Genomic DNA, 13,682 nt, shown 5'->3' with positions numbered 1-13,682 from the left:
GCTAAATAATGGATATCGGTATTAAAACCAACAAGGTTATTAAATTTAAAGCGGCAAAATTACAAACGCCTGAAGAGGATTTTTTAGCGATCGAAAAACCGGTTGCTCTAATTTACAACGGTATCTCACATGTGGTGATGATGACCTCGCCTAAGGATCTGGATCATTTTGCTATTGGCTTTTCATTAACCGAAAAAATCATTGAATCAGTTAACGATATCTATGGTATCGATATCATTGAAACAGCCGAAGGTGTTGAAGTTCATATTGAATTATCTTCCCGGCGTTTTATGCAGCTAAAAGAAAAACGTCGTAATTTAACCGGGCGAACAGGTTGTGGTATTTGTGGTAGTGAGCAGATTGAGCAAGTTTGTCAAGTTGTTCCTGTTTTACCTCATCACGATAAAATCGTATTGTCTGATTTTTGCCATTCACTTGCATACCTAAACCAAGTACAAATTGTCGGAAAGCAAACAGGATGTACGCATGCTGCGGTCTGGCTTGATTTACAGGGTAATTTTATTGCTGGTTTTGAAGATATTGGCCGACATGTCGCTTTAGATAAATTACTGGGTTTTCGAGCTAAGCAAATCGAAAATAATCAACAAAATCAGAAAGGAGTTATTCTTATTTCCAGTCGAGCTAGTTATGAAATGGTACAAAAAACAGCTATATGTGGGGTTGAGATTTTACTGGCGGTATCAGCAACCACCTCAATGGCGGTAAACATGGCAAAACAGTGTAATTTGACTTTAGTTGGTTTTTTTCGCGGTGATAAAGGTGTTATTTACGCAGGAGATGACCGTATTATCAGGTAAACATGGTATATCTTGCAATTTAAAATCGCGTTAAGAATTATGTTATATACAACTCACCTGATGAAAAAATATACTAATTTCCGATTATTCAATAATATACCTAAACTACAGCTTCCTTTATTAGGCATAAGCTATCATAATATAGGTACGCAAAAAAGAGTAAATTTATTGGAATAAGTCTATTATGTGATCCTTTTCTCATTTAAAAAGAAAGGTCATTACCAACTTTAGTTAAGTATGACATACTAGCTTAATTTTAATAAGCTTTTCTCAAATTAACCATTATTAATAACATTGGACAGTGACAAATTTAAGGAATTATTGTGGTGTTTTACCGTCAATTTTCAAATCTAATCTCTACCAATATTTTCAGAGGATACCATTATGCATAAAACAGCAGATATTCAACAAGCCGTTACTTATATTCAAAAACTAACCAACCAACAACCAACCATTGGGATTATTCTTGGTTCTGGATTAGGACCTTTTGCAGATACCCTCGAAGATGCTATCCATATCCCTTATGATGAAATCCCTCATTTTGCTAAATCAGCCGCTGTAGGTCATGCAAACGAATTAGTGATTGGTCGCAGTGCGGGTAAAACAGTGGTTGCTATGAAAGGACGTTTTCATTACTACGAAGGTTTTACTTTAGATCAAGTCACCTTCCCTGTGCGCGTGATGAAGATGTTAGGTGTTGAAAAACTGATTATTACTAATGCTTGTGGTGCAGTTAATACTGGTTTCCAACCGGGTGATTTAATGTTAATTACCGATCATATTAATCTGACAGCCAACAATCCACTTATGGGTCCTAATAATAATGAGCTGGGTGTAAGATTTTTAGATGTCAGTGAAGTTTATAATAAACAATTACGTGCAATTGTTATGGATGTCGCAAAAGAACTCAATGTTACCCTACGTCAAGGTGTATATGCTTGGTGGACAGGTCCAACTTACGAAACGCCGGCAGAAATTAGAATGATCCGCGTTTTAGGCGCCGATGCCGTTGGTATGTCAACCGTTCCCGAAGCCATCATTGCTCACCATTCCGGCATTAAAACCATTGGTATCTCCTGTTTAACTAATATGGCATGTGGTATTTTAGATCAGCCTTTAGGTCATGAAGAAGTGATTGAAACCGCTGAACGCGTTAAATCGACCTTTTTACAATTAGTGACTAAAACGATCGCTCGATTTTAATAGGTAAATGTTGACCATTTTAATATTGCTATAAAATCACCTGATATTAGGTATAAAACAATGAATATAAAAAATAGACTAAAAATAATGATGTTTTTCCAATACTTTATTTGGGGAAGCTGGTTAGTTACTTTTGGTGCTTATATGAGCAACACCTTACATTTTTCTGGTGCTGAGGTGGGGATCGTTTTTAGCTCTAAAGGGCTTGCCGCCCTAATTATGCCGGCAGTACTGGGGATTATTGCAGATAAATTTATTCCGGCTAAATATCTTTATATGCTTTGCCATTTTGTCGGCGCTATTGCTCTTTTTTATGCAGCTTCAGTTAATGATTCAACCATTATGTTCTGGATAATGTTGTGTAACGCTTTTGCGTTTATGCCAACTATTTCTTTGTCTAATTCAATTAGCTATTATTGTTTAGATAAGAATAATTTAGATACCGTCACTGTTTTCCCTAAAGTCCGGGTATTTGGAACAATTGGGTTCATTATTGCAATGTGGACAATTAGTCTACTTAAATATGAGTTAAGTAGTACCCAACTTTATGTCGCATCGGCAGCTTCTGTGATATTAGTCCTTTATACTGCAACCTTACCTAATATCCCAATTATTAAGCAACAAAATCAAACTTGGGTTTCAAAGTTGGGATTAGATGCATTTGTATTATTCAAAAAACCGGTCATGGCTGTGTTTTTCCTTTTTGCCATGTTACTCGGCGCAATATTACAAATCACTAACGTTTTTGGTGGTGCTTTTTTACATGATTTTGCAAAAATCCCAGAATATAAAGATAGTTTGGTTGTCCACTATCCGGCCATTTTATTATCAGTGTCACAAATGGCAGAAGTTGGCTTTATCCTGACCATTCCATTTTTCCTTAAGAAATTTGGAATTAAAAAGGTTATGATAATCAGCATGATAGCTTGGACATTGCGCTTCGGCCTATTTGCCTTTGGTGATCCTTCTCCGTTCGGATTTGTGTTACTAATGTTGTCAATGATCGTCTATGGTTGTGCCTTTGACTTCTTTAATATTTCTGGCTCTATCTTTATTGAAAAAGAGGTTAATTCAACGATTAGGGCAAGTGCGCAAGGACTATTTATGACAATGGTAAATGGTATTGGCGCTTACATTGGTTCAATTCTAAGTGGTTTAGTTGTTGATATGTGTACTCACGATGGCTTAAAAGATTGGCATACCATTTGGCTAATTTTTGCATCTTATGCATTATTACTATGCGTCATTTTCTATTTTACCTTTAATTATGACCATAAAGATACTGAGCTAACAAGTCAGTAGTTTCTTAGTCAATAAACTAAAATATAATGAAAAAGTTACAGGATTTTACCCTGTGCTTTTTCTGTTCTATTTCATCGAAAAAATTCGGTGAAACTGTTATTAAAAATAAGTAATGAGATTTAAATATGAAAGATCAGTTTATAGGTGGTTTTTTGGTTTTTTTAGGGGCTTGTAGCTTTGGTGTTCTCTCCTCAATTGTCAAAACCGCTTATCATGCAGGTTATACACTTGGTGAGGTTACCGGCGTTCAGTGTTTCTTTGGAATGCTGATGTTATGGGGATTACATCTTATTTTTAGAACGCGTCATAAAACTAAAGATAGTGTTAGTAACAATACGCCAAAGACTAAAAAATGGAAACTGTGTATTGTTGGGATTTTTCCGGGTTTGGTCGGTATTTGTTATTACCAATGTGTGCAATTAGTACCAGCTTCGATCGCCATTATTTTGTTAATGCAATACCTATGGATTAGTGTAATTATTGATTTTGTCGTTTTTAAAAATAGACCTAGCAAATTACAGTTGCTAGCAGTTATTGTCATTATTGCCGGTAGTTGTTTAGCGGCGGGAATTTTTAATAATGAAATTCGGTTAAATTTGAAAGGCTGTGCTTTCGGATTTTTAGCAGCGTTAATGTATACCCTATTTATTAGTACTAGTAGTAAAATTGGCAACGAGTTACCAAAATTAGAGAAAAGTGCATTAATGATAACAGGGGCATGTATTATTACCTTTTTGATTTTTCCACCACTATTTTTCTTTAAACTCAATATTAGTGATCAGATTTATCAATTAGGACTTTTGTTAGCCCTGCTTGGTACGGTTATACCTCCTTTCTTATTTTCTGTGGGTATTCCTAAAATTGGTATCTCATTAAGTGCGATTTTATCAGCTGCCGAGCTACCAGTTGCCGTGATGTCATCCTATTTTTATTTGAAAGAATCGGTTTATGGTATTCAATGGCTAGGGGTGATCATTATCTTATTTGCCATAGCCTTACCAAATTTAAAACACATTAAAAAATCGATATAACTTGCTAAGATTTGGTGTGGTAAAAACCACACCTTCTTTAATTAGGATCATCATTGATACCTGAGCTTGACCGATAATCGACTAAAAAAGAAACACAAGACAAAACTAATAATCATAGAATAAAAAAGAGTGATGAAGGCGATATCGTCATCAAGACTACTGAAAAAAATCCCCGATAATAGAATTAGATCTAATAAAGGAATAATTGATTCTAACAAAAGCAAAATAAGTGCAGTGAATATCATTTTGCTTACATTTATGGTTGGTTCAATTTTTTTAAAACTGTTACGACAGCCCCAGAAGATCACGAAGTAGTAAAGAACCACCAAGCTAAATAGTATGAATCTATGTGTTAATACAATGCTGGTAAAAAATGAAACTGTAAATAATAGCATTATGAAACTATATGTATGGGCATAGATCCTCTCCCCTTTTATGCCCTCTAATACAAAAATCTGTCGATTATGCACATTTTTTTTAGCTAATAGCATAAATAAAATACAGAAGAAAAACATCGGTAATAGGTTATAGATTAATTTAATTGCGAAAGAGATTATTGGAATAAATAATAAATGGTAATAATTAACCAATGATAAACTCACTGTGGTAATAAGTAAGCTATAACCAAAATAGAGAATAGCTAAAATAAATCCGATGAATCCCACTTTTACGCCAAAATCAGTAACGGAATGAAGTCGATATTTTTGACATAAAAAAATAGCAGACGTGAAAAATAGAAGTAAAGGAAATAATTGTATATTGGATAATAGAATAAAAACAACAAATAAGAATGAATCAATATCAAATTTGTTGAGTGAGCAATAAACACCAACTTGTATTAAGAAAAAGCTAATAAAAAAGATACTAACTAAAATTAATGGTAATTTAAAAAAAGATTGTGGGTGGTTATTACTCATATTATTCCTTATATTTGTTATATCCCTATTTAAGCTATCAATAACGTGATAATTAAAAGGTATTTTGTTACCATTTTACTAATATAGTTGACTTAATAACCACGTTAATTAATTACTCACTTTATAGAAAAATCAATTAGTAGCAGATATTACATTACTCTTTAGCCATTGAATAAAAACATTAACTTTAGGATTACGTTTGCCTTGAGGGGTTAATATGTGATAACGCTGTTTACAAGTAGCTGGCATTTGAGCAAATGGGGTAATAAGTTTGCCGTTAAGCAAATACTCTTCGATAAGATGTTTCCTTCCCATTGCCACTCCACAGTGATTCATAGCTGCAATTATAGCTAAATCAGATCGGTCAAAAGATATTTTCGCGATATGATTGAAATCAAAAGATAAAGAGAAATTGGTTGCCCATGTGTTCCATTCATCAAAATTTGAGTCATATCCCCATGCTTGATTATCATGTAATAAGGTGCAGTTAATTAAATTATCGATATTATTAATTAAGTTATGTTGCTGTGCATAATCGGGACTGCATACTGGAATAACTGTTTCATTCATTAAAAAATCACAATTCAACTCTTCATAATAGAGATCATCATAATAAATGGCCAAATCTATTCGATGTTTGTTGAAATTGATAACTTCATTTCCTGAAAGGATATTAAGCGAAATATATGGGTATAATTCATTAAAATTGCGAAGTTTGGGGACTAACCATCCATGGGCGAAAGAAGGTCTTGAATAAACGGTTAGTGAGCCGATAATTTCTTGATTCTTGATTTCTAATAGCTCTTGATTCAAGATATTGAGTGTTTTTTTAAATACACTAAATAAGTTCTTCCCGTCATGAGTAAGTTCAACACGCCGGTGAAATCGTTCAAATAATTTGATACCTAACTCTTCTTCCAGTTTATTAATCTGGTGACTAACCGCACTAGGGCTAATACAAAGTTCTTCAGCACTTAAAGCAAAAGATAAATGACGAGCTGCCGATTCAAAAGTATGTAATTTAGCTAACTGATAACGATTGATCACACGATTTTTTGTCAAATAGTTATCTTCATCATACATTAGTACTCTCTCCTGTACTGGTTTTTACAAACTTCAGTTAACCGTTCTACTAATGGTGATTGATATTTATTCAACTTGCTACATTGAATATATCTCTCTAAATCCATCATTTTTTGATTGAAATCACTTCTTTGAATGAATCTAGCTCATGTTAAGTTGTTTATTTATCATTTGTCAAATATTTAGTAAAAACATTTAATAAAGTAATTTTTTTAAACTAAAGAGAGGAGCAATATGGATCTACAACAAATTTGGACTATTGGTGTTTTAATCACTAGTATTATTGTAATTGTTATTTCAATTGTAAAATTTAAACTTCATCCTTTTTTAGCTTTACTACTCGCTAGTTTTTATGTTGGTGCATTAATGGGAATGGCGCCCCTTAAGATGATCTCTGCAATTGAAGATGGTATAGGGGGTACATTAGGTTTTCTAGCTGCGGTCATTGGTCTGGGTACCATTCTTGGCAAAATGATGGAGATTTCTGGTGCTGCTGAGCGAATCGGTATTACATTACAGAAATGTCGTTATTTATCACCTGAAGTAATTATGGTGCTAGTTGGTTTGATCTGCGGTATTACACTGTTTGTTGAAGTAGGTGTGGTTTTGTTGATCCCTTTAGCCTTTTCCATCGCTAAAAAAACCAATACTTCACTGTTAACCTTAGCTATTCCACTTTGTACAGCATTAATGGCCGTGCATTGTATTGTTCCACCTCATCCAGCGGCTTTATATGTTACCAATGCTTTAGGCGCTGATATCGGTACAGTCATTATCTCTGGTTTAATGGTAGGTTTATTGGCTTCATTAATTGGTGGGCCACTGTTTCTTAAGATGATTAAAAATAAAATTCCATTTAAACCTGTCCCTGAAGAGTTTTCTGATATGAAAGTTAGGACAGAAGATGAGTTACCTTCTTTAGGTTCAACTTTATTTACTGTCTTACTGCCTATTGTATTGATGTTAATTAAAACAACGGCGGAATTGAATATTGATAAATCGACCCCATTATATTCATTCCTGGAGTTTATTGGTAATCCAATTACTGCGATGTTTATCGCTGCTTTTGTCGCTTATTATGTTTTAGGTATTCGCCGTAATATGGGAATGGCAACATTATTAACCAAAACAGAAGACTGTTTTTCATCTATCGCCAATATTTTGTTAATTATAGGTGCGGGTGGCGCATTTAATGGCATTTTAAATGGTAGTGGTCTTAGTGATAGTTTGGCTGGTATTTTGTCTAACTTACATATGCACCCGATTTTGTTAGCTTGGTTAGTTGCCATTATTTTACATGCAGCCGTTGGTTCAGCAACCGTGGCTATGATTGGAGCAACAACTATTGTATCACCAATGTTACCTTCGTATCCAAATGTAAGTCCTGAAATTATTACTTTAGCAATTGGTTCTGGTGCGATTGGTTGTACTATCGTTACCGATTCATTGTTTTGGTTAGTTAAGCAGTATTGTGGTGCAACGCTTAATGAAATATTTAAATATTATACTTCTGCGACTTTTATTGCTTCCTTAGTCGCGTTAGCGGGTACATTTTTATTATCTTATATTATTTAACAAAGTGACTAGAGGAACGGAATCATGACTCCAAAAGATATTGAACATCTAATACAACAACATCCTTTAGTGGATAATTTAATAAAATTACAAGAAACCACTTGGTTTAACCCTAAAATCACCCCATTAAAAGAGGGTCTACCTTTTGTTGGTTTAACAACTAAAGATGTGCAAGATGCAAGTCAAAGGTTAGCAAGATTTGCACCTTATTTATGTAAGGCTTTTCCAGAAACAGCTATCAGTAAAGGGATTATTGAATCTGAAATTGTCGCAATACCAAAAATGAAAGTGGCGTTAGAAGCGCGTTATCACGCTAAAATCGCCGGTAATTTATTACTCAAAAAAGATAGTCACCTACCGATTTCAGGTTCAATTAAAGCACGAGGTGGTATTTATGAAGTACTTACCCATGCAGAAAAACTGGCTATTAAACATGGTTTATTGACTGAAAAAGATGATTATAGTCAGCTATTTTCAGATAAATTTAAACAGTTTTTTAGCCAATATAGTATTGCGGTTGGTTCAACCGGGAATTTAGGTTTATCAATTGGTATTATGAGCGCTAAACTTGGTTTTAACGTGAGTGTGCATATGTCAGCTGATGCGCGCGAGTGGAAAAAACAAAAGTTACGTTCACATGGTGTAAATGTTGTTGAATATGAGCAAGATTATGGTGTTGCGGTTGAACAAGGTCGCAAAGCCGCACAATCAGATCCTAACTGTTTCTTCATAGATGATGAGAATTCGCAAACCCTATTTTTAGGTTACTCTGTAGCTGGTGAGCGAGTTAAAAAGCAGTTTGAAGAGATGAACATTAAAGTTGATAAAGATCATCCACTTTTTGTTTATCTGCCTTGTGGTGTAGGTGGCGGTCCTGGTGGTGTTGCATTCGGGCTTAAATTGGCCTTTGGTGATAACGTACACTGTTTTTTTGCTGAACCAACACATTCTCCTTGTATGTTATTAGGTGTGTATACGGGTTTACATGATAAGATTGCTGTTCAAGATATTGGTATTGACAATATCACTGCCGCTGATGGTTTAGCTGTGGGGAGACCTTCGGGTTTTGTCGGTCGAGCTATGGAGAGATTATTAGACGGTTTTTATACGATTAGCGATCAACACATGTATGATTTGCTTGGATTACTTAATCAACAAGAGCAAATTCAACTTGAACCTTCTGCTTTGGCTGGCATGATTGGGCCTTTGCGAATAGAAGGAGATAAATCATATTTAAATCAAATTCATGCTTCTCCTGAGGTAATGAAAAATGCAACACATCTTGTTTGGGCGACCGGTGGAGGAATGGTGCCTGAGCAAGAGATGAAAAAATATTTAAGCTTAGCAAAATGAGAGTAATATTCTGATTGCAATGATTTGATTTATCGAAATAAAAATGGTTTTTTATTGTTTGTTTGGTAAAAAACCATTTAATATGACATTTTAAGTTAAATATCAAATTAAGTACAAAGTTTACAATTTAGTGTTTTTTAATGTGAATTTCATACAATTCTGAAATATCTTCACAAAAAGTAGTAACCGTTTTTTTCATTGTCAGACATATTGTTATCTTATTATCCTGAAAATAAAAAGGAAGTTATAGAATGGCGACATATAAAAAACCTTTATTTACCTTAGTCCCAAGCAATGATGCAATAGTTAAACAAAAATCATTAAGTTATTGGGATAAAGAATTAGAGTTATCTGATCATACGAATGAAATTTTCGCTTTGCGTATTAAGAAACTTAAACTCCATCATTCACAATATACCGAAAAAGAGTACACGAAAAATCATTCTATGAATAATAATCGCGGATTTTCATTTATTTTTCATGAAATATTTGAATCTGAACATCATGAGAAACAGATAGGAATGTTAAAAGATGATATAGCCGTGGATAAAGAATCAAATAAAATAAGGGAGTTATTGGGTACACGCTTGAAAGAGATCACCCAAGTTTACCCTGACTTAAAACTTGATTTAAATGATTTCAGTACGTTACCGACTAAAATCAAAGATCATCTTTTTGCACCACCATTGATTTTGGTTGAAGGTAATTCAATCATGCTATGGGATGACTAAATTTAAGCGAAAATTTTTCAATTAGCACTTGTCATTGCCTTTTTATACAGGGCGTTATGCCCTGTATATCATTTGAGTTGATGTTCTGTTTTATATTAATTGATCGCTTGGTTAATCACTAAATTTAACTATTAAATGCACTTTCACCATGGCTATTGATATCCAAACCTTCGCGTTCATGCTCTTCACAGACACGTAAACCAACACAAAAATCTGCTATTTTATAGGCAATGAAAGCAACTACCGCAGTCCAAACAACACAGGTTACCACACTCATTGCTTGAATACCCACTTGAGAGGCCATGCTTATCCCGTCTTGATAACCAATGCCCCCTAACGATTGGGAGGTGAATACACCTGTTAATAAGCAACCGACAATACCACAAACCCCATGTACACCAAATACATCACAAGTATCATCAATTTTTAAGATTTTTTTGAGTGAAGATACGCCCCAAACACCAGCAAAACCGCAAATAATGCCGATTAATAATGCTCCACCAACACCAACGAAACCTGCGGCCGGCGTAACACCGACTAAACCGGCAATGACTCCTGAAGCGGCCCCTAGACAAGACGGTTTACCTCGTAATACCCATTCCGTTAATGACCAAGATAAAACAGCAGCTGCAGTTGCGGCCACAGTGTTAATAAAAGCAAGTCCGGCCACTTCGTCAGCATGTGTTGATGAACCTGCATTAAATCCAAACCATCCGATATAAAGTATCGCTGCACCAATATAGACTAAAGGTAAGTTAAAAGGTTTTAATGGTTCACGATTGAAACCAATACGATTTTTAAGCATGTAAGCCCCCATTAATCCGGCAACAGCGGCATTAATGTGAACTACTGTTCCGCCAGCAAAATCTAATGATCCTTCATCGCCTAAAATTCCCCCACCCCATACCATATGAGCCATTGGGATATAAGAGAAGGTAAACCAGATCAGCATAAAAATTAATACTGCTGAAAAGCGAATTCTTTCAGCAAATGCACCCGGAATTAAGCAACAGGTAATACAAGCAAACGATCCTTGAAAAGCGATCCAGATCAGTTCATAAATAGAGCCTGAGACATCAGTAATACCAATGCCAATTAATAGAATATGATTGAAATTTCCAAAAAACCAATTTCCTTCACCAAAAGCTAGTGTGTAGCCATAAATTATCCATAACACAGCGATGAGTGAAAAGGTTACCAATACTTGTGATAACATGGATAAGACATTTTTAGCTCGCAATAATCCGCCATAAAAAAGAGCAATACCGGGAACAGACATAAATAACACCAGTGCGGTGCAGATCATCATAAATCCGTTATCCGCTTTATCAACTTGCGTAACTTCTTCAGCAAAAACGGGGCTAGAAAGTAAAACAGTTAAGGGTAGAATGAGTTTTTTTAACATAGTTATATCCTTACTAATAATTACAGTGCTGATTCATCGGTTTCGCCAGTACGAATACGGACTACATGCTCTAATGAGGTAACAAAAATTTTGCCGTCACCTATTTTGCCGGTATAGGCTGCTTTGGTAATAGTGCTAATGACATCGTCAAGCAGTTCATCACTAATCGCTAATTCAATTTTAACTTTAGGGAGAAAGTTGACATTGTATTCCGCACCTCGATATAACTCGGCATGCCCCTTTTGCCTACCAAAGCCTTTCACTTCAGTTACAGTTAAACCGGTCACCCCTATATTGGATAGTGATTCTCTAACTTCTTCTAATTTAAACGGTTTGATAATTACAGTGACTAATTTCATCATGACTCCTTATCTCTATGATAGACAAAGAGAGTAATGCAAAGCACATGCCATAATTTTTATGTTAACTATTTTTTAAAAGCGTGTTTCTCTTTTTCAACTGGGAGGCTTGATTGTTTTTATCATCGGTTAGAAGAGTTTATTTATGATAGATTTACTAAGAGATAGTAGTGATATACCTTGTTTTATTGTAGAAAATTGGCTTGGTTTTGTAGCGTGGTTACTATTAATTATTATTGAGATAGTCATGTAAAGATGTTTCAGGTTAACTATACGTTTTAGTATAAAATCATTGCTGAATTCAAGATGATGTTGCGCACTGCCTTTGTGCAGATGCGTTGTTTTGGTGCCTGATAAGTTTGACGATATAAAACAAATCAGAATGTAACCATTAATTTACGGTATTCGTCATAGGCAAAATGGTCAGTCATACCACTGATATAATCTTGTAGTAAGCGGCAACGGTAATAAAATTCCAGACAAGTAAAACTCGGGTTGCTTGATTCAAGTTTTCCTACGGCTTGTTGATAAGCATCACAGTGTTTCGCTGAGAGTTTATGGTATAAACGGGTTTCAATTGGGTAACGTTTGAGATCACCTGTTTTAGCTAATTGAGAAAAATCATCTGTTGATAAATTGAGTAAAGGACTATAAATATCCAGTAAACCGCTAATAATGCGATAACCTTGTAGTTCCAAATTCTCAACAGATTCATGATTAAATATATGTTCAAAACCAACCGTTTTGAAGATATTAAGTAATTTATATTCAGCATCATGATCTTCAAGTAATGCATGATTAAATGAGCCATGATAAATTTCTTCTATGTTTTCAAGAAATCGTTCTGCCGCATGAGGCACAAGTTTGCTAATGGTATTGACGCGTAAATACATAAAAAACTGATCTATGCCGATTGCCTTAAAATTGTTCTTTTTAAGATTATCATAAGGACGGTTTACCACTTCATCAAATAGGTCACCTTTTTTATAAGGTCCCCACGCTTGGCTTAAATAGGTATAAAGCTGCTGTATGGTTAGAATCTTCTTTTCTACTGCATCTTCAAGATCAGCAATACAATAGGAGATATCGTCAGCCGCCTCCATGATGTAGGTAAGTGGATAACGATGAAACGGTTTTATATCAAGTTGATGAGATAGCTCTTTAACAAAGACCTCTTCTGATAAATAGTAACCCGGCTTTTTCATCAGATAGTCAAATTCAGTTGGTACAGGTTCTGACCAATAAGCCGGTTTGGTATATTTTAAAATTGAGGCTATTTGAGAATAGGTCAAATTAAGTCGTAAAATCGTGTGAACTAAACGAATTGCTTGTGCATTACCTTCAAAATGACAAAGATCTTGACGTATTTTTTGTTTTAAATCTTTGAGAGATTGTGCGTCGTCGTCCTTTAATTCTAGTACAGAATACAATGAAGGTTTACCGATAGCTAAACGTGCAACAAACCAGTGGTTAATCGCAGACTCACCAAAATGACCAAAAGGAGGATTACCAATATCATGCATTAAACAGGCCATTTCAACAATACTTTCAATCGACATGATTGATTTATCGAGTCCTACCGTTTTTAATTGTCCTGATTTACTGAGTCGATGCACAATCTCTTTTACAATATAACGACCTACTTGCTGTACTTCCATTGAATGAGTAAGACGCGTTCTTACTACCGAGTTGCGCTCTAATGGAAAGACTTGTGTTTTTTGCTGTAAACGCCTAATAGCAGCAGAGTTTAAAATGCGTCCACGATCACTTTCAAAACAACGTAACACGGAATATTCATCAGATAATGTTTCTCGTTGTTTGCTGGCATAACGTTGATAATTAATTTTATTGTTAAAGTTGATCATGGTTCAAATCCTTGAGGTTGAAAAACGCAAACATGCTAAA

12 protein-coding genes are annotated in these 13,682 nt (G+C 34.8%); 7 read left to right on the top strand and 5 right to left on the bottom strand.

Translation table 11 applies throughout. The features are described from left to right. Positions 1 to 8: 8 nt before the first annotated feature. The 4 genes from fdhD (at position 9) to A9G11_RS00625 (ending at position 4,354) form a co-directional block, all read left to right on the top strand. Complete coding sequence (fdhD, locus tag A9G11_RS00640) at positions 9 to 818, top strand: formate dehydrogenase accessory sulfurtransferase FdhD (protein ID WP_065617612.1); 810 nt, start codon at positions 9 to 11, stop codon at positions 816 to 818. 384 nt (positions 819 to 1,202) lie between these two features. Continuing rightward, the gene (locus A9G11_RS00635; protein WP_065617611.1) at positions 1,203 to 2,021 is read left to right on the top strand and encodes a purine-nucleoside phosphorylase; all 819 of its coding nucleotides are present in this window, start codon (positions 1,203 to 1,205) and stop codon (positions 2,019 to 2,021) included. A 60-nt stretch (positions 2,022 to 2,081) separates the two neighbouring features. Continuing rightward, the gene (locus tag A9G11_RS00630; RefSeq protein ID WP_065617610.1) at positions 2,082 to 3,323 is read left to right on the top strand and encodes a nucleoside permease; all 1,242 of its coding nucleotides are present in this window, start codon (positions 2,082 to 2,084) and stop codon (positions 3,321 to 3,323) included. A 125-nt stretch (positions 3,324 to 3,448) separates the two neighbouring features. Continuing rightward, the gene (locus A9G11_RS00625) at positions 3,449 to 4,354 is read left to right on the top strand and encodes an EamA family transporter (protein ID WP_065617609.1); all 906 of its coding nucleotides are present in this window, start codon (positions 3,449 to 3,451) and stop codon (positions 4,352 to 4,354) included. A gap of 50 nt (positions 4,355 to 4,404) precedes the next feature. Here the strand turns inward: A9G11_RS00625 and A9G11_RS00620 are convergent, their stop codons facing one another. Both A9G11_RS00620 and dsdC read right to left on the bottom strand, forming a co-directional pair. After that, positions 4,405 to 5,271 (bottom strand): hypothetical protein, encoded by an 867-nt coding sequence (locus tag A9G11_RS00620; RefSeq protein ID WP_065617608.1) that lies wholly within the window; start codon positions 5,269 to 5,271, stop codon positions 4,405 to 4,407. Between the two features lie 132 nt (positions 5,272 to 5,403). Next, a complete protein-coding gene (gene dsdC, locus A9G11_RS00615; protein ID WP_065617607.1) occupies positions 5,404 to 6,354 on the bottom strand; it encodes a DNA-binding transcriptional regulator DsdC in 951 nt (316 codons plus the stop codon). Between the two features lie 234 nt (positions 6,355 to 6,588). On the opposite strand from dsdC, the gene dsdX reads away from it, so the two are divergent. The 3 genes from dsdX to A9G11_RS00600 all read left to right on the top strand — a co-directional run bounded on the left by dsdX (position 6,589) and on the right by A9G11_RS00600 (position 10,013). Further along, the gene (gene dsdX, locus A9G11_RS00610) at positions 6,589 to 7,929 is read left to right on the top strand and encodes a D-serine transporter DsdX (protein ID WP_065617606.1); all 1,341 of its coding nucleotides are present in this window, start codon (positions 6,589 to 6,591) and stop codon (positions 7,927 to 7,929) included. 24 nt (positions 7,930 to 7,953) lie between these two features. Continuing rightward, a complete protein-coding gene (locus A9G11_RS00605; RefSeq protein ID WP_065617605.1) occupies positions 7,954 to 9,282 on the top strand; it encodes a D-serine ammonia-lyase in 1,329 nt (442 codons plus the stop codon). A gap of 251 nt (positions 9,283 to 9,533) precedes the next feature. Further along, positions 9,534 to 10,013: a hypothetical protein gene (locus A9G11_RS00600; RefSeq protein WP_065617604.1), complete on the top strand. Its 480-nt coding sequence runs from the start codon at positions 9,534 to 9,536 to the stop codon at positions 10,011 to 10,013. 124 nt (positions 10,014 to 10,137) lie between these two features. On the opposite strand, the gene amtB is transcribed toward A9G11_RS00600, so the two are convergent. The 3 genes from amtB to dgt all read right to left on the bottom strand — a co-directional run bounded on the left by amtB (position 10,138) and on the right by dgt (position 13,642). Then, positions 10,138 to 11,418, bottom strand: a complete 1,281-nt coding sequence (gene amtB / locus A9G11_RS00595) for an ammonium transporter AmtB (RefSeq protein ID WP_081298361.1) — start codon at positions 11,416 to 11,418, stop codon at positions 10,138 to 10,140. A gap of 20 nt (positions 11,419 to 11,438) precedes the next feature. After that, the gene (glnK, locus tag A9G11_RS00590) at positions 11,439 to 11,777 is read right to left on the bottom strand and encodes a P-II family nitrogen regulator (RefSeq protein WP_065617603.1); all 339 of its coding nucleotides are present in this window, start codon (positions 11,775 to 11,777) and stop codon (positions 11,439 to 11,441) included. 377 nt (positions 11,778 to 12,154) lie between these two features. Then, positions 12,155 to 13,642 carry a dGTPase gene (gene dgt, locus A9G11_RS00585; RefSeq protein ID WP_065617602.1) on the bottom strand — a complete coding sequence of 496 codons (1,488 nt, stop codon included), beginning with the start codon at positions 13,640 to 13,642 and terminating at the stop codon, positions 12,155 to 12,157. Positions 13,643 to 13,682: the final 40 nt, after the last annotated feature.

This window comes from Gilliamella sp. wkB108 (assembly GCF_001690195.1).
GTDB classification, from domain to species: domain Bacteria; phylum Pseudomonadota; class Gammaproteobacteria; order Enterobacterales; family Orbaceae; genus Gilliamella; species Gilliamella apicola_L.
This window is presented reverse-complemented; position numbering and strand designations above follow the sequence as displayed.